Annotated in this window: 12 protein-coding genes and 4 pseudogenes; 8 read left to right on the top strand and 8 right to left on the bottom strand. The window is 64.1% G+C overall.

All coding sequences use genetic code 11. The features are described 5' to 3' along the window. Positions 1-29 precede the first annotated feature (29 nt). Positions 30-129, top strand: a pseudogene (locus OKW41_RS27415) (LysR family transcriptional regulator); the annotation flags it as partial. A 10-nt stretch (positions 130-139) separates the two neighbouring features. Here the strand turns inward: OKW41_RS27415 and OKW41_RS27410 are convergent. Then, positions 140-268, bottom strand: a pseudogene (locus OKW41_RS27410) (LysR family transcriptional regulator); the annotation flags it as partial. Positions 269-371: 103 nt separating this feature from the next. On the opposite strand from OKW41_RS27410, the gene OKW41_RS27405 reads away from it, so the two are divergent. Continuing rightward, the gene (locus OKW41_RS27405) at positions 372-1,286 is read left to right on the top strand and encodes an NAD-dependent epimerase/dehydratase family protein (RefSeq protein ID WP_429574566.1); all 915 of its coding nucleotides are present in this window, start codon (positions 372-374) and stop codon (positions 1,284-1,286) included. A gap of 130 nt (positions 1,287-1,416) precedes the next feature. Further along, complete coding sequence (locus OKW41_RS27400; RefSeq protein ID WP_018418561.1) at positions 1,417-1,599, top strand: hypothetical protein; 183 nt, start codon at positions 1,417-1,419, stop codon at positions 1,597-1,599. A gap of 75 nt (positions 1,600-1,674) precedes the next feature. On the opposite strand, the gene OKW41_RS27395 is transcribed toward OKW41_RS27400, so the two are convergent. Beyond that, positions 1,675-2,421, bottom strand: coding sequence for a DUF899 domain-containing protein (locus OKW41_RS27395; protein WP_018418562.1), 747 nt, complete (start codon positions 2,419-2,421; stop codon positions 1,675-1,677). Positions 2,422-2,510: 89 nt separating this feature from the next. Beyond that, positions 2,511-3,905 (bottom strand): NCS2 family permease, encoded by a 1,395-nt coding sequence (locus OKW41_RS27390; protein WP_429576486.1) that lies wholly within the window; start codon positions 3,903-3,905, stop codon positions 2,511-2,513. Positions 3,906-4,349: 444 nt separating this feature from the next. Here OKW41_RS27390 and OKW41_RS27385 point away from each other — a divergent pair, with 444 nt between their 5' ends. After that, positions 4,350-5,417: a PRC-barrel domain-containing protein gene (locus tag OKW41_RS27385; protein ID WP_429574565.1), complete on the top strand. Its 1,068-nt coding sequence runs from the start codon at positions 4,350-4,352 to the stop codon at positions 5,415-5,417. After that, on the top strand, positions 5,414-6,676 hold the full coding sequence (locus tag OKW41_RS27380; RefSeq protein WP_429574564.1) for an MFS transporter: 1,263 nt from the start codon (positions 5,414-5,416) through the stop codon (positions 6,674-6,676). The genes OKW41_RS27385 and OKW41_RS27380 overlap by 4 nt, the downstream gene beginning before the upstream one ends. A 90-nt stretch (positions 6,677-6,766) precedes the next feature. Here the strand turns inward: OKW41_RS27380 and OKW41_RS27375 are convergent, their stop codons facing one another. Then, positions 6,767-7,906, bottom strand: coding sequence for a Gfo/Idh/MocA family protein (locus tag OKW41_RS27375; protein ID WP_429574563.1), 1,140 nt, complete (start codon positions 7,904-7,906; stop codon positions 6,767-6,769). A 3-nt stretch (positions 7,907-7,909) separates the two neighbouring features. Then, positions 7,910-8,677 carry a sugar phosphate isomerase/epimerase family protein gene (locus OKW41_RS27370; RefSeq protein WP_429574562.1) on the bottom strand — a complete coding sequence of 256 codons (768 nt, stop codon included), beginning with the start codon at positions 8,675-8,677 and terminating at the stop codon, positions 7,910-7,912. Positions 8,678-9,008: 331 nt separating this feature from the next. Between OKW41_RS27370 and OKW41_RS27365 the strand changes: the two genes are divergently transcribed. The 3 genes from OKW41_RS27365 (at position 9,009) to OKW41_RS27355 (ending at position 12,774) form a co-directional block, all read left to right on the top strand. After that, positions 9,009-10,001, top strand: a complete 993-nt coding sequence (locus OKW41_RS27365; protein ID WP_429574561.1) for a LacI family DNA-binding transcriptional regulator — start codon at positions 9,009-9,011, stop codon at positions 9,999-10,001. Between the two features lie 116 nt (positions 10,002-10,117). Further along, on the top strand, positions 10,118-10,297 hold the full coding sequence (locus tag OKW41_RS27360; RefSeq protein ID WP_429574560.1) for a DUF4148 domain-containing protein: 180 nt from the start codon (positions 10,118-10,120) through the stop codon (positions 10,295-10,297). A gap of 407 nt (positions 10,298-10,704) precedes the next feature. Then, positions 10,705-12,774: a kelch repeat-containing protein gene (locus tag OKW41_RS27355; RefSeq protein ID WP_429576485.1), complete on the top strand. Its 2,070-nt coding sequence runs from the start codon at positions 10,705-10,707 to the stop codon at positions 12,772-12,774. 576 nt (positions 12,775-13,350) lie between these two features. Here OKW41_RS27355 and OKW41_RS27350 read toward each other — a convergent pair. From OKW41_RS27350 to OKW41_RS27340, 3 genes and pseudogenes are all read right to left on the bottom strand, one after another. Continuing rightward, positions 13,351-13,647 (bottom strand): annotated as a pseudogene (locus OKW41_RS27350) (IS30 family transposase); the annotation flags it as partial. A 23-nt stretch (positions 13,648-13,670) separates the two neighbouring features. Then, positions 13,671-14,042, bottom strand: a pseudogene (locus OKW41_RS27345) (PAS domain-containing protein); the annotation flags it as partial. Between the two features lie 680 nt (positions 14,043-14,722). Continuing rightward, on the bottom strand, positions 14,723-16,990 hold the full coding sequence (locus OKW41_RS27340; RefSeq protein ID WP_429574559.1) for a filamentous hemagglutinin N-terminal domain-containing protein: 2,268 nt from the start codon (positions 16,988-16,990) through the stop codon (positions 14,723-14,725). Between the last annotated feature and the right edge of the window lie 316 nt (positions 16,991-17,306).

The following is a 17,306-nucleotide window of genomic DNA, read 5'->3' as shown; positions in this document are numbered from 1 at the left end:
CCGCGATGAAATCCAGAAAGCACTGCACGCTGCAGGATTCGACGCTGCATGCGCGCGCGCTCGGCGAGAGCAGGCTGCGCGTGCTCGCGAGCCCGGCGTATCTGGCCGAGCACGGCGAGCCGACCACGGCGAGCCGACCACGCTCGACGCGCTTGAGCGCGCGGCTCACACCGGAGACGGTCTGCCCCAACTTCTCGGCCGCCGCGGTAATCGAGCCGCTGTCGATCACGGTGACGAACACCAGCAATTCATCGGTGGAGGTTTTCATTGTTGATTTCAGATCAAGATTGATTTGAGACTAACACGCTTTTTGCGAGAATCCGCGCGAGCGATACTGCGTGCCTGTCTGGCATTTCCCTCAGGAGAACGTCTTGAAGATTTTCGTTACTGGCGCAAGCGGTTTTATCGGCGGCTCGATCGCGGCGCATCTGGCGCGCGCCGGCCATCAGGTGCGCGGGCTGATTCGCAAACCCGAACACAGCGCCGGGTTGCAGCGGCTCGGCATCGAGCCCGTGCTCGGCACGCTCGACGACCGCGCGTTGCTGATCGCCGAAGCGCAAGCGGCCGACGCGGTGATCAACGCCGCGAGCAGCGATCACGAAGGCGCGGTACGCGCGCTGATCGACGGACTCGCCGGTTCGGGCAAGGTGTTCCTGCACACGAGCGGGTCGAGCATCGTCGGCGATGCATCGGGCGGCGAAGCGGGTGAAGCACGCATCTATCACGAAGACGCGCTGCCCACACCGACCGCCGACAAGGCCGCGCGCGTCGCGATCGATCAACTGGTGCTCGACGCCGCGCAACGCAACGTGCGCTCGGCCGTGCTGTGCAACACGCTGATTTACGGTCACGGCGCGGTGGCCGGCAGCGCGAGCGTGCAGTTGCCGCGACTCGTGCGCCAGGCGCAGAAAAGCGGCGTCGTGCGTCATGTGGGCAGCGGCGGCAACGTCTGGTCGAACGTGCATATCGACGACGTCGCCGAGCTGTATCGCCTCGCACTCGATAAAACCCCTGCCGGCACGTTCTATTTCGTCGAAAGCGGCGAAGCGTCGTTCCGCGACATGAGCGCCGCGATCGCACGCGCGATGAAGCTCGGCGCGCCGCAGGACTGGCCGCTCGAAGACGCGAAACAGGAATGGGGCTACGAAATGGCCTCGTACGGTCTTGGCTCGAACAGCCGCGTGCGCGGCGAACGCGCGCGCAAACTGCTCGGCTGGCAACCGCGGCGCAGGTCGGTGATCGAATGGATCGAACGCGACATGATGGGGCCGCAAAGCACCGTTTGACGCGGCTTTGCGCGCCGCGCAACGTAAGCTGTGTAAGCGCGGTCGTTGCGAATCCGTAAGCTCCTTTCGATAGAATCGTGGGCACCTGACGGTGCGATTCCACCGTCGCGCACACGCCCCGATTCGACCGATGAGCTTCGCGCTGAACTTCGACTGGCTGACCAACCTGATGGCGATTCTGTTCGTCGTCGCGTGTCTGTACGACACGCGCTACGACGAATACGGCGTGCTGACGCTCGCGGCCGCGGCGATGAGCCTCATCGTGATGGCGATGGAAATGTTCCTCAGACCCGCCTTCGAGATGGCGCTGTAGCGAGCTGATGCAGCGCTCGTGCAGCACAGAGGCGGCGCGCGCCCCTTGCCCCCTTCGTCGACCCGCTTCACCGCTTCACACCGTGTACGATCCGCACGCCGGGCAAGCCGCGCGCGCGTGGTCGTCGTAGCGGTCGTGATGCCGGACCCAGTCGGTCAGATTACTGTTCTCGTTGCGGCCTTTCGGCGCGATGTCCAGAAGCGCGTAGGTGTTCACGAAGCGCTCGTCGCCGCGTGCGTAGCATGAGTACGTGTGATACACGTCGCCGTTTGCGTCCTTGTAGAACACGCTGTGGCCGTGCTGTTCGTCGATGCCGACGTCCTGCTCGGTGAAGTTGTAGAACGCCTTTTTACTCGCCAGCTGCTCCGGCGTGAACGACACGTGGTAGTCGAAATTGAAATCGCTGCCGCTCGACGACACCCACGGAAAGGTCCACCCCATGCGCCGTTTGAACGCGTCGATCTTCTCGAGCGGCGCGTGCGATACCGTCACATAGCTGACGTCGTGATGGACCAGATGCGTGAGAATGCCGCTCATATGGTCCGACAGAAACGAGCAGCCGACGCACCCCTCTTCCCAGTCCGGGCCCAGCATGAAGTGATAAACGATCAACTGGCTGCGGCCGTCGAACAGCTCCGCGAGCGTCTTGCGGCCTTCCGGCGTATCGAACGTATAAACCTTGTCGACCTTGACCCACGGCAATTCGCGGCGCTTGCGCGCGAGTTCGTCGCCGGCGCGCATATGCGCTTTTTCGTCGGCGAGCAGCGCGCGGCTCGCGGCGAGCCACTCTTCCCGGCTGCCGATGCGATGTTGCGGTTCCATCTGCGTCTCCTTTCCTGCGGATGCAGGGCTTGACCTCAAGGTTAAGGTTTAGAGACGCTGACGCGAAAGTCAAGGAGCCGCAACGAAACTCAGATCGCCCAGCCGCCGACATAAAACCCGACCAGCACGACTGCGATCGCCACGGTCCCGACATTGAGCTTGCGATACTCGCCGCTGACGACGCGTCCGATCACGAGCGTCGCGAAGCCGAGCATGATGCCGGTCACGATGTTCGCGGTCAGCACGATGAACACCGCGCACACGAGCCCCGCCATCGCGTCGACCATGTCGTCCATATGCAGCTTGCTGACGTTCGACAGCATCAGCAGCCCCACGTACATCAGCGCGGGCGCGGTCGCATACGAAGGCACCAGCGCGGCGAGCGGCGAGAAGAACATCACGACGAGAAACAGCAGACCGACGACCGCCGCCGCCATCCCCGTCTTCGCGCCCGCCGCGACGCCGACCGTCGACTCGATATACGCGGCCGCCGGCGCGCAGCCGAGCAGGCCCGAGAAGATCGAGCTCAGCGAATCGGCGGTCAGCGCGCGGCCGCCGTTGATGATGCGGCCGTTTTCGTCGAGCTGCCCCGCCTGGCCCGCGACCGCGCGGATCGTGCCGGTCGCGTCGAACACGGCGGTCATCACGAGCGCGAGCACGCTCGGCAGCACCGCCATCGACAGCGCGCCCTTCACGTCCATCGCGCCGATCAGCGACGCATGACCCGGCGCGCTCAACGACGGCACCGCGAAGATGCCATGAAACGCCACGGCCGGATCGATCGCGAGCCCGATCGCCGAGATCGCGACGATCACGATCAGGATCGAGCCCGGCACGCGCCGCCGCACGAGCCCGAAGATCGCGGCGAGTCCGGCGACCGACATCAGCGCCGGCAACGCCGCAATATTGCCGAGCGACACCGGCAGCCCCGCGCCCGGATTCTTGACCACGAGCCCGACGTCGTTCGCGGCGATCAGCAGCAGGAACAGGCCGATGCCGATCCCGGTGCCGTGCGCGATGCCGACAGGCAGGTTGCGCAAAATCCACGAGCGCACGCCGGTCACCGAAATAGTCGTGAACACGACGCCCATCAGGAACACCGCGCCGAGCGCAACGGTTGGATGCAGGCCCTTGCCGAGCACGAGGCCGAACGCGGTAAACGCGGTCAGCGAGATCGCGCAGCCGATCGCGATCGGCAGACGCGCCCACACGCCCATCAGTAGCGAGCCGAACGCCGTGGTCAGACACACGGCGACGAACACCGCGCTGGTATCGAAGCCCGCCTTGCCGAACATGCCGGGCACGACGAACACGGAATAGACCATCGCGAGGAAGGTCGTGATGCCGGCGACGATCTCCTGGCGCTGCGTGCTGCCGCGCGCGGAAATGTCGAAGTAGCGGTCGAGAAAGCCCTTACCGCGGAATGATTCGGTATCGAAGGATTCGCTCGCGACGTCGGAATTCGCGAGGGCCTGGGGTTCCATCATGATGAGTGCCTCCTTTATCAGCGCGCTGAAACGGCCGCTAAAGCGGCCGTCATCAGGTTCGTCTCGTGGATTTGTTGGTGTGGATAACGCTTTTCTGAGTCGAAATGTAGGTGAAGCGAACTATGTGTCCAATCGCATGAATGGCATGCCGGACATGTCGCGCGACTTATATCTTTTGCGCGACGGTCGCTCGCGCAAGCGCTGCGCGCGTATACACCTACGGCATACGGGCAGCCGCGAAACGCGCCGAAACCACCCCGGCGATCGCGTTCCAGGCACGCGGCGTGCAGCGCTATACCGCCAGCGCATCGGCGAAACCGCCTGCAACGCAACCGGCGAAAGGCTGCCCGCGCGGCAGCGCAGGTTAAACTCTGGGCCGTACCCCATCCAACCGCGGCGGCTCATCGCGCCCGTCCGCACCTGCCCGTGGAGTTTTTCCTGATGACTGGCGGTTTTCCGCGCCCCGCCGGGCGCCTGCCGATTGTCCCGTTTGGACCGCTTGGATCGCTTCGCCGGCTCGATTCGCCTGATTCGCTCGATGTGCTTCGACTGCTCCGCTGGCTGTGCACCGTGGCCGCGCTGTTCGCGTTCGCCGCGCTGTCCGGCTGCAGCAGCCTGCTGTGGGGTACGCAGCAGGCGCCGATCGTCGATGCGACGGTGATGCCGGTCGAGCCGGCAAGCGCGCCGGTCGCCGCGGCCGCGTCCGAGCCGGTCGAGAGCGAGGCGAACGAGGGGCCCGAGGAGCCGAAGAAACCGAAGAAGCCGGTCGTGAAGCCGCACAAGGTCGAACCGCCGCCGCCCGTCGTCGTGCCGGCTCCGCCGCCGCCCCCGCCGCCGCCGCCGCTGATCGTGCTGCGCACCATCGAGCGCAGCGACGCGCACGCGCTGCTCGACAGCCAGGTGCAGAAGCCCGACGGCAAGGTGGTCGGCCGCGCGGTCGACATGATCGCCGACGCGGCCGGCAAGCCGCGCGAGATGGTCGTCAATCTGCAGGGCTTCCTCGGCGTCGGCGACCGCAAGGTGAACTTCCCGTGGGGCGCGTTCCACTTCGTGCCGACCGCGAAGGGGGCGCCGATCACGCTGAACCCGACGGCCGTGCCGAGCACCGCGAACAAATCGAACCCGCTGGAACTGGCGCTGCTCGATGCGACCGTCGAGCGCGCGAACGGCGCCAAGGTGGGCCGCGTGGTCGACGTGCTGATCGACGGCAACGCGCAGCCGCAGGCGATCGTCCTCGACGTCGGCGGCATGGTCAGCACCGACCGGCGCACGATCGCCGCGAACTGGTCGGCGCTACGCTTCGTCACGCGCGACAAGGAACTGCATCCGCAGATCGATCTGAGCGACGCGCAGATCAACGCGACGCCGCTCTACGCGAGCGACAAGCCGATTCGCGCGGTGTCGCCGGCGCCGCCCGCGCAGCCTGCCGCCAGCGCCGCGCCGGCGGCCTCGGCGCCGCCGGCCGCATCGTCGGCCGTCGCGGTTTCCAACGCACGGGCGGTCCGATGACGGTCCGTACTATGGTCACGGCGCGAAGTCTGCGCGCGCTCGATTGGCTCAACTTCTTCGTCGCCAACGTGCAGACGGGCTTCGGGCCGTTCATCGCGTCCTACCTCGCATCGCACAAGTGGACCCAGGGCGAGATCGGCATGGTTCTGTCGGTCGGCACGATCAGCGCGATGGTCAGCCAGGTGCCCGCCGGCGCCGCGGTCGACGCGTTGCGCAACAAGAAAGCGGCGGCCGCGTGGGCGATCGGCGCGATCATCCTCAGCGCGATGCTGCTCGCGATCAGCCCGACCGTGCTGCCGGTGATCGCCGCCGAGGTGTTCCACGGCTTCGCGAGCTGCATGCTGACGCCGGCGCTCGCGGCGATCTCGTTCGCGCTGGTGGGTCGCGCGAATCTCGGCGACCGGCTCGGCCGCAATGCGCGCTGGGCGTCGATCGGCAGCGCGGTCGCGGCCGGTCTGATGGGACTGTTCGGCGAGTACTACTCGCCGCGCGCGGTGTTCGTCCTGACCGCGGGCCTCGCGGTTCCCGCGCTGATCGCGCTCGCGATGATCCAGCGCACCGACACGATCGAGCTGCCGCAAGCGGCGCCCACCCCCGAGCAGCTCGAGCGGCGCGAAAGCCTGCGCGAGCTGCTGCGCGACAAGCGCATGCTGCTGTTCGCCGCGTGCATCGTGCTGTTCCATCTGTCGAACGCGGCGATGCTGAACCTGGCCGCCGGCGAAGTGACGGCCGGCATGGGAGACAACGTGCAGCTCGTGATCGCGGCATGCATCATCGTGCCGCAGGCGATCGTCGCGATGATGTCGCCGTGGGTCGGGCGCTCGGCCGAACGCTGGGGCCGCCGGCCGATTCTGCTGCTCGGCTTCTCCGCGTTGCCGATCCGCGCGCTGCTGTTCGCGGGCATCAGCAGCCCCTATCTGCTCGTGCCGGTGCAGATGCTAGACGGCTTGAGCGCCGCGGTGTTCGGCGTGATGCTGCCGCTGATCGCCGCCGACGTCGCCGGCGACAAGGGCCGCTACAACCTGTGTATCGGCCTGTTCGGGCTCGCGGCCGGCATCGGCGCGACGTTGAGCACGACGGCGGCGGGCTTCGTCGCCGATCGTTTCGGCAACATGGTGAGCTTCTTCTGCCTCGCGGCGGCCGGTGCGCTCGCGGTGCTGCTGGTGTGGGCGGCGATGCCCGAGACGCGCGACGCGGCGACGGCCAGCAACGGCGATGGCGCGGCTGTGTCCGGCCGTGGAAAGTCGGCCGCGAGGTGAGTCGCGCGAGCTGTATGAGCCAGGGCGTGATCTGATGGTCGCAGTCGGATCACGTCGCAACCGGCTTGATCACTCCGGAAGTCAGGTCAGTCAGTCGGCGAGAAACACCTCTTCGCCTCGACCCAATGGCACGACGACGGGTCGCTGCACGACGGTCTCGATATCGATGTGCCGCCCCTCGCGCGACGAGCGTTCGAAGGCATCCAGCACCTCCAGCACGTGTAGCGCCAGTTCGCCGCTCGCGCGATGCGGCCGACCTCGACGCAACGCCATGGCCATATCCAGCACGCCCACAGCGCGGTAATTGGCCACCCGCGCACCACTCCTCAACGTGAAGTTGTCGACGCCAAAAGCATGGACTTGTGTGTCGAGCGGCTTAAAGCCGCTATCACGTTCAGCGACGCGCGGACTCCCGCCGAAGAAATTGGGATCGACGCCCAACAGGCTACCTTCCGTGCCATAGATCTCGATAGGCGCACGCTGATGGGCCCACACGTCCCAGGAGGCGCTCATCACCACGTTGGCCCCACCCTCAAAATGCAGGATACCGTTGACCGTGGTGGGCACCTCGACCTCGATGACCTGGCCGCTCAGCGGCTCACTGGAGATGATGCGCTCGGGAAAACCGATGGTGGCGCAAGCAGACACGCGTGCCACCGGCCCAAGCAGGTTGACCAACTGCGTCACGTAATACGGGCCCATGTCGTGAATCGGGCCGCCGCCTGGCTTGAAAAAAAACTCAGGATTGGGATGCCAGGACTCCATGCCGCGGGACAACACGGCCACGGCCCCGCCAATGGCACGCCCAATGCGGCCCGCATCGAGCGCCGCGCGGCACGCCTGATGGGCCGCGCCGAAGAAGGTGTCCGGTGCGCAGCCCACGCGTAATCCCGAAGCCTCGGCTCGCGCCAGCATCGCGCGTGCGGACGCGAAGTCGGTACCCAGGGGCTTTTCGAGGTAGACGTGCTTGCTCGCCTCCAGAATCTCCAGGCTGACCGGCACATGCGCGTGCGGCACCGTAAGGTTGATGACGATTTCGATGTCGGGGTCGGCCAGCAGCGCATCCACCGTCATCGCGGCAACGCCGTGCTGCGCGGCCTTGGCCCGGGCGGCCTCCGGACGCAAGTCGGCGCAAGCCTTGATGCGGACCAATTCCGAATTCGACGCGCCGGTGAAATAGGCATCGCTGATGTTGCCGCAACCGATGATGCCGACGAAGACAGGTTTCATGGATCAGGCTCCGAGCTGGTGCAGATAGGCAAAGGCATTGCGGGCGAAGCGTTCGCCGTCGCTGGGATTGTCGTGCTCGGCGGCGAGGAAACGCGCCCCCGCTTCGCGGCAGGCGGCGGCCAGCGTGGGCCAATCCATGACGCCGTGACCGACGTCGGCCCAGCCGTCCTCGTCCAGTTTTTCACCCGCGGGCGCGAGGTCTTTCGCATGGGCCGAGACCACGCGGCCCGTATAACGACGAAGCCATGGCAGAGGATCGGCGCCGCCGCGCACGAGCCAGGCTACATCCACTTGCCAGCCGAGCGGGCTTGCCCCGGCGGACTCGAACAGCAGTTCCAGCGCCGTTGCGCCGTTCTCCTTGGCGCTGAGTTCCCAATCATGGTTGTGGTAAGCGAGGGCGATGCCCTGAGCGGCTAGCCGATGGGCCAGGCTGCCCAACTCGTTGCCGAGCGCCCGCCAGTATGCGGCGTCACTGTCGCGCTCGGCGGGCGGCACCGCGGGCATGACCAACTGGGTGATACCGAGGGTCTCGCACGCCGCGGTCACTTCGTGCAAACGCTCACGCAGCATGGCCATGCTGAGGTGGCTGGAGGAGGCGCCAAGGTCGCGCGCCTGAAGCTTGTTCCGGGTGTCGGCCGCATTTTCGAGCAAGGACCCGATCAGCTCCACCTGGCGAAATCCGGCTTGGGCGGCAATGTCGAACTGCCGGTCGAGTCCGCCCGCATTACGCAGGCTGTAAATCTGGATGGAAATGGGCAAGGCTTGATTCATGGTCGTCAATCCAAAGAGTCAAGTTGGATGCGGCACGGATGGCCTATGGAGCTGGGCGCAAGTCAAAAGGTAAGCGCTTTCCCGTTTACTTGGAACACGGGCTTTACCCTATACAGCAGGCGCCGGCACAAACAGGAGTACGCGAGAAGCTTCGGATAAGCGGATTGCATAACGCCGCGGTTTGCAGCAACACCATGGATTCCCGCAAGCCGAGTCTGAATCCCCGCTCAGTTTCGACGTTCGACGACGCATGATGGGAAAAAATTTTCCCATGATGCTAAAATTGTTACCTTCCTGCTGGCGACAGACGCGCCGCTGCCTGAACGAACCAATGCGAAGCAAACCCTCCATCGAAGCCGTTGCCCGCGAGGCTGGCGTTTCCATTGCCACGGTGTCGCGTGTGCTCAACGGGACGAAGGCCGTGACGGTGGCCACGCGTGAGCGGGTCGAGGCAGCCGTACGGGCATTGAACTACCGGGCCAATCCGTTCGGCCGCAGCCTGAGTACCGGTCAGAGTCGCATTCTGCTGATGCTCATGCCGGATTTCGCCAACCCCTACTACGCCGAGATCGTGCGCGGGGCCGGCGCGGTCAGTCGCCAGGCCGGTTACACGCTGCTCCCGGCGGATCTGGAAGCCTGGACTGGCACGGCGGACGCCTCGCTGCCGACGCTGGCTGGCAGTCTGAGCGACGGCGTCATCAATCTCGTGCCCATGTCCGACCCGGCAGCCCGGCGCGAGGCGGCGAACGGCAAACCATGGGTCAATTGCTCGGAATTCTTGCCCGGTAGCGACGTGCCTTATGTCAGCATCGACCACCGCCAGGCCGGAACGGATGCCGTGCAGTACCTCATCAACAAGGGCCACCGGCGCATCGGCTTCATCACCAGCGATGAGCGCTTCCTGTATGCGCGTCAGCGCCGCGAGGGCTATGACGCAGCACTACTGCGCGCCGGCCTCGCGCCTGCGCCCGAGCTTGTCTGCGTCACTGGCGACAATAGTTACGCCGCCGGAAGCCAGGCGGCGGCAAAGCTGCTGGCGGTGGTGGATCCGCCGAGCGCCGTGTTCGCCGTGTCGGACACGTTGGCCATCGGCGCGATCAAGGGCTTTAGCAAAGCCGGCCGGCGGGTGCCGCACGACGTGGCGGTAATGGGCTTCGACGACGTGCCCATCGCTGGCATCTTCGAGCCGGGGCTGACGACCGTGGCCCAGCCCATGGTCGAGCTGGGCGCCGCGGCGGCCGAAATGCTGCTGGCGCTGCTCGACGGCCAACGTCCAGCGTCGCGCATCCTGCAGCATCAGCTGGTGCTGCGGGAGTCGGTTTGAGCGGTCGATCGGGAGAAGTAAAGATCTGCTTTGCCCACTGAGGTGGTTTGTAGCTGGCACAGTTTTGGTGAGGTTGCCGACGGCGATGCATTTCGGCCACCTTGCTCCCACGGCTCATGAAATCGTTCGTTGAAGCTTTCGTGGTCGCTGCGGCTGGCGCCGTCGCTCTGGCGGTTTTTGCTCAGTCGAGCCAGCCGAAGACCCATAAGCAAATGCTTGAAGAACTGGTTCAGATCGGAATTCCCGGCAGCGCTCAACCTTTGCGCCGCGGTTGTTGCCCCTGTGGTATTTGTTGACTAGGGCTGATGACGCGACGAGCGTGAAGATCCGCGGGCTACTGCGGAACCGCCAATAGAGCACGTGCGGGCGCACGCGAGCGAATGGCTGGAGATGGGCCGGCTACCGCCCGATGCAGTTGGCTGTTGTCGACCCATTATAGATAGTCCGTCCCGCTTTCATCGACCGAATGGCGGTTTGCGGAGTACATCGGCTGCCCAATTGATCGGTGTCAGGCGGATGGTTGGCCGGATCTGCTTCGCCAACGAACGTTCGCGATTCCCGGCCATGCGTACGGGTAGCAAGACGGCTTTCGGTCGTACGCTCTGCGTGAATCGGTGCATGTCATCCGGAAGGAAGAACGACCACGGCAAGGCGAAACTCGCGAAAAACTCGTCTGCCGCGTCGCGAGACGCGTTTGACGCTCATGCAGGCGTCGGTGCGGTGGTATGGCTCACTGCCCGGTGACTTGCCAGGTCAGGACCGGGTGCGTGGCCCCGGGCGGCATGCGTTCGGCAATTGGCTGACAAATACGGCGGCGCGACCTATCCTTGATCCAGACGGCTCCGGGATCATCGTCGTGAAGATCAAGCATTGCCTGACTGACCTCATCATGCTACTCGCCTCGCTCGTAGCGGGATGCGGCGGTGGCAGCAGCGGTATCACACAGGCGCCGCCATCGGGGTTGACGGAACGCGAGACATCGGTGGTGTGCGTTCAGGGGAACGAAATTATTCCCAACCTGCCGAGCAGCAGCGGTGGTGCAATCACCAACTACAGCGTGTTTCCTCCGTTGCCCGCCGGCCTCACGCTGGATCGCGTGAGCGGTGCGATAACGGGCACGCCCTCCGGCACCAGCAACGCCGCGGTATACACGATCACCGGCAGCAACGCGGGAGGCTCCACCACGGCGCGCGTGCAGATCGAGGTCGAGGATGTGGCCATGGCGCCCGACACCTTGGATTATCTCGACAGCTCGACGAACTATGTGACCAACGCACCGATCACGCCCGACACGCCGATCGCCACGGGTGGCGAGATCACCCAATACACCGTGTCTCCCCCGCTGCCGCCCGGGCTCACGCTGGACCCGCAAACCGGAGTCATCACGGGCACGCCCATGACGCCGGCTCCGCCGATGGTCTATACGGTTACGGGCAGCAATGGCGTCGACACGGTCGAGACTCAGATCACGATCGGAGTGGATGCACAGGCGCAGCCACCCATGGGCCTCGCCTACAAGGACCCCGCGCCGGACTATGCCATCGCCCTCGCGATCGTCCCGAACGTTCCGGTGTATTCCGGCGGCGAGATTACGCAGTTTTCGGTGTCGCCTGCGCTGCCCGCCGGGTTGAGCCTAAACGCGCAGAACGGCGAAATCAGCGGCACGCCGACAGCGGCTTTGGCGCAGACGACCTTCATCGTGACCGGCAGCAACGCCGCGGGCAACGTCGCGACGCAAGTGGCGATCACCGTGACCGCGGAATCGGCCGGCGAGGGGCTGCCTGCCAATGCCATGAAGACGCGGCGGTATCGTCATACGGCCACGCTGCTCTCCGATGGACGGGTGCTCGTCGCGGCGGGATCCAACGGCAAATCGCTGTCTCTCGCCGAACTTTACGATCCCGCTTCGGATAAATGGTCGCCGACCGGCAATCTCACCGACGCGCGGCAATCGCACACCGCCACGCTGCTGCCGGGCGGCAAGGTGCTCGTGGCGGGTGGCAGCATCAGTAACGGCAAGGGAACCTCGCTGCCCACAGCGGAACTGTATGATCCGATAGCCGGCAAATGGACGGAAACTGGTGAGATGAGTCAGGCGCGTGACCTGCACACCGCCACGCTTCTGCCCGACGGCCGGGTGCTCGTGGCCGGAGGCGAGGCCCCAGGCGGCGCACAGTCGTCAGTCGAACTGTACGATCCGGTCAATGGCGCGTGGTTGCAGACCGGCTTCCTGAACGAGGCGCGTGACGCGCACACCGCCACATTGCTGCCCAATGGCCGGGTGCTCGTTGCGGGCGGCGACGGCAAGGCCGGTGCCCTGGCGTCAGCCGAACTATACGATCCGGCCACGGGCAAGTGGTCAGAGACCGGCAGTATGACCCAGGCACGCGAGCAACATACCGCTACCTTGCTGACAGACGGCCGGGTGCTCGTCGCGGGTGGCGAAGGCAATGCTGGCGCAATGTCCTCAGCCGAGCTGTACGATCCTGCCACGGGTACGTGGTCCCATACCGGTGGCATGAGTCAGGCGCGGGAAGACCATGCCGCCGTCCTGCTGGCCAACGGCAAGGTACTCGCAACAGCGGGAATCGCGCAACTCGACCTGTTTTCCGACGAGCTCTACGATCCTGCCACCGGCAGCTGGTCACAGACCGACAGCTTGGGTCTATCGCGTGACTCGCACACCGCCACGCGGCTGTCCGACGGCCGGGTGCTCGTTGCCGGGGGCCAGCTTAAGAACAAAGCCCTGTCCATGGCAGAACTCTTCCACTGATCGTTCATGGTGTAACTTCCCGGGAATCTCGTTGCCTGACCGGATGCCGCCGCGAGCCCAAAGTGCGCGGCCTCATGGTCTGTCATGGGTTCTGGTAATCATATAGCCGGCTTGCCTCCGGTTCAGTAGAACGGCTGCCGTAAAGTCGGGGCTGCGGACACCGACTTGACGCACAGGAGGCGGCCTGATGATTTTGTCAAGAAGTCACCAAAGATCCGGCGACTATGGCGTCGCACCGTGAAGATTTTATTGATAATTCGGTAAATGGTTGAGAATCGACCCGTCTCCTCGTACGTTATATCGACAGATTTCATGTCGAGGGACAGGCATAGCATGTTGCCGCCGACGCAGAAATACCAGTTACCGATGCGCGATCTTCCGCTCTGCGAGCTCGCAAAGCTGCCAGTTCGAGGGCAACGACGGCACCTGGCAGGTCCACATGAATTTCGGTATCCGGATTAGAACGAAGTTGGCGACAACACCACTGCTGTTCGTTTGGTCTTTGATCGCCTATGTTTGCACCAGGTCCAGGGCGGTAAAGTTATGTTTGGCCGTCATCGGCAATCGAGCGACCGCTTATCGAAGGCGGATCCAACCGGTCGATGCAATAGTTCGATGGAATCGTTCAGCCGGTGTTTCGTAATCCAACGTCTTCCTTGGACGCTCGTTCAGCCTTCGAGCCACGGCATTGAGTTTGGCCTGTGAGTAGACCGACAGATCGATGCCTTTCGGGAAGTATTGTCTTAACAGGCCATTGGTGTTTTCATTCGAGCCCCGTTGCCAGGGGTGTTTCGGATCGCAGAAGTACACGGCAATGTCGGTGGCGATGGTGAACCGTTTATGGTTCGCCATCTCTGATCCCCGATCCCAGCTTCATAGGCCATGCGTTTGTCGGTTGTGTCGCGCACAATCTTGCCAAAGCCGATGAAGGTGCCGTCAGCCGCATAAAGAGGCGTAATAAGAACGCTGGCCCAGAACTTCGTGCCGTCCTTGCGTATGCGCCAGCCTTCGGAATCATATTGGCCGCGCTCGCGCGCCGCGCGCAGCGCGGCGTCAGGAGCACCGGTGTGCCGGTCGTCGTCCGTGTAAAAGACGGAGAAGTGCCGGCCAATGGTTTCATCGGCCGCGTAGCCTTTGATGCGTCTCGCGCCGGGGTTCCAGCTGGCGACCTCGCCGTGCCCGGTCAGCCTGAAGATCGCGTACTCCGATACATGCGCGATCAGCAGCGGCGGCCACCTTGATTCGATATCGTCCTCGTCGCCGTGCATTCGCCCCCCCGGTGAGTATTAGCGGTCCGACATATCCTTCCAGGACTGCACAAGAATCGTCCCTCGAGCAGTACCCGGGGCATTCCATACCACCTGCGATTGTGCCCTGGCCGGCGAGTGGCGAGGCAGGAGTGACCGGATAACGCTTTCGCAACGCAATGGCCAGGCGGACAAACCACTGAGCACTCGGAACTGCTCGATCCGCGGAGAACGGACAAGGCCTTCACAAACGGGTTCGGGAGCGAAACAGGAACGAAGCCTTTAGCTTCGCACACCATACGTCTTTGGCGCCTTTCGCTAGCGTTCGGCCTTGGGGAAAGAGTATCTGTGTTTGCGGCAATCGGTGGTGGGTTGATCGTCCTTGCATCCCTGCTGGCATCGATTAAGGGTAAGGATCGGCGCGATCGGGATGTCGTCCCGGATTTCGAAGAGCCGAAACGGATAGCCATCTAACGCACGAGCGCCGAGAGAGTTGGGCCTTGATGGTTCGAAAGTAGCGTTGGATGCAGAGGTTACGTTGATCTGTGGCTGACGCGATACGATCGATGGGACTGCCGAATGTCACCCGACGTAGCGATGCGCTCATCCCGCATGCGATCACCAAGACCGATGGCCCGGATCGACCCACTCCGGTCTCAAGTCGTCTGCGTGATGGACAGTTCCACCAACATCGCGCCAGGCTAATGTTCCACTTGCCACCGCAGCACTGGATGCGTGGCGCCAGTTGGCATGACCCACACGCCGTTCGGCCCGAAGTCCCAGCCGACGAAGCTCGCCGGGTTGCTCATCTGGGCCGTGGTGAGCCCGTTGGACGCAGGAAGGTTGCCGCCGCTCGTCGGTTGCCCGGTTGTCTGGACATCCCAGTAAACGTCGGTGCCGAGACCCGAACAGTGCACGCAGATGCCTCCCTGGACCAACCCGTTGCCGCTCGAGACTCTGCCCGATGCGAACGACTGCGTAACGGAACCGAAGTTCTCCAGGACTAGCCCGGCGCCACCGCCATGCGTATAAAAGCCTGTAGCGGAGCCCGTTGCATACGACCCGTCGATCCTCCCATAGTTGGTGAAAACGAGTCCGGCCGCCTCGCCACCGGTCCGAACCGTAACACTGCTTCCAGAGCGTTCGATCAGCCCGTAGTTCGACCCAACGAGTCCTGATAGCGTTGCGGAAAAGCATTCGCAGCCGTTCGCGCCAGAGGCGAATGTATTGACGATCGTGCCATGGCTATTGATCGCCAGGAGGCCGATTCCACCGTAGAACCCTGTGTCATTGGCGGGCGGGTGGCCGTCGACTTTCAGGTCGCGCACGACGCCGCCTTGCCCGATGTCACCGAAGATAGCGTCGAGGTTCGGCGAAAAATTCGAAATGGTATGCCACATGCCGTCGAATTGGCCGGCGAACGGCGCGCTAATCGTGTAGTCGGTAGTGCCCAGCGTTGTGAACGCAGCGTTGTTCGCTTCGATATCTTTTCCGAGTGCGTAGTTGCCAGTCATGTCGTTGCCGACCGCCTGAAAGTCCGCTACCGAATTGACGAGTCGATAGCCGGTGATCTGCGTGACCAGGCCGCTGTAAACCGGGGCGGTCCACGATGCATTGCCGACTAATGTGCCGGGGCTGTAGGTGCCGTTCATGTCGTAGAGCGCGCTGACGATGCCGGTACTTTTCGACCAGTCGATAGTGCCGCCGTTGATCACGCTGCCACCGTTGTCGATGCCGGAGGCGTCTGCGCGCAAGGTCAGATTGCCCGCACCGTTGTTCGCGATCGTCCTGCCGCTCGCGACTGAGACATCGCGGTATGCGGCAAGCGTGAGCGAAGCGGGACCCTGCCAGCGCAGGCTCGACGCGACGCCCACGTCGCCCGTCGCGCCGTTGGCGCCTGTGGTCGTGACATCGACCGACGTGCCCGCGTTCAGGCTGCGCTGCAACGCGCGCGCGGCGGCATCATCGATCGTGAAAGCGGGCGTCAAAAGGTCCCATTGGCCCGCGTGAACGGCTGCATGCTTGCCAAAGGCCAGTTGTGCCGCTTGCATGTCGACCGTTCCGCCGCTGCCGTCGGCGTTGCTTGCGGAGATCCTGCCGAGTTGACTGACACGGCCGCCATCGGCGACGAGCCATACGTGGCCATCACGATTCGCGGTACCCGTCGCGCGGATGCGCGTGCCGCCGCCAGCGAGCGCGTAGACATTGCCGTCGGCGGCTTGCAGGCTGACCTGCGCGGCCTTTATGTGCCCTCTGTTGACCGCGGTGCCCTGACTGCCCGTCTGCACGAACACCTGTCTGCTGCTGCCCGAGTCCTGTAACAACACCTGTTCGCCTGCAGCCAGTTCGGCCGTACCGTTGGGCGCTGTGATAGTGCCCGCGTTGATGACGGCACGCCGCGCGATCAGGAACACATCACCGCCGCTCGAACTGACCTTGCCAAGGTTGATCACGCTTGCGTCCCGGTCGCCCGACAGCGTGAGGGAACCACCACCCTGCATGAACGCGTCGTTGCAGACATCGAGCGTTGACGCGACGAAACGGCCACCGGTGCTGATCACGCCCGATGGCCCCACGACGATGCCTTGCGGATTGATCACATACAGGCTGCCCGTTGCACTGAGCCTGCCGAAGATGGCGGACGGCGAGCCGCCCGTCACGCGGTTCAGCGTCGCGCCCGAGCCGTTGTCGAACGTCACGCTGTTGTTCCTGCCGATCGAAAAACTGTTCCACTCGATCACGCCGCGCGTCGAACCCGGTTGCGTGACCACGAGGCCGTCTCCATGGCTTGCTATCGCGCCGGCGCCGGCCACGTAAGTGCCACCTTGTGGAAGTTTGCCCGCCGCGAGCGTCGCATGGGCAAAGGACAGTCCGGTGAGCGCGCTGCCGATGACGAGCCACAGGCGTGCGTTTGACTGCCGACGACGCAGTGCGCGTCGCGTGCGCCGAGGTGGTTCTGGAGGTGACATACATCCCCCTTTCCGCGTGGGGCGCGGAATGGCTGACGACGACCCGCAGAGCCGGCCTGAAACGCGTTAGTCGCAGCGTCTGAAGAATAGCCGCTGGAGTGGCGGATGCATGCCGATACCTCTGCTTTTTGCGCCTTTTTGACGGGCGTTTGTGGCCGCTCATCCTGTGGGGATCCTTCTGACGCGCTTCTTCTATCCCTTAGGTTGTGCGTTGTTCAAGTGCCCAGGACTAATATTTTCCCGATGAAATATAAGCGGTCTCGTAAGCGATTCTTGAACTGGACTCTAAGGCTTGCTAAATTTCAGGGACATTTCC

The sequence above is a fragment of the Paraburkholderia sp. UCT70 genome (genome assembly GCF_050434085.1).
Classification (GTDB): domain Bacteria; phylum Pseudomonadota; class Gammaproteobacteria; order Burkholderiales; family Burkholderiaceae; genus Paraburkholderia; species Paraburkholderia tuberum.
The sequence above is the reverse complement of the archived record's forward strand: the minus strand, read 5'-3'. Positions and strand labels throughout refer to the sequence as shown.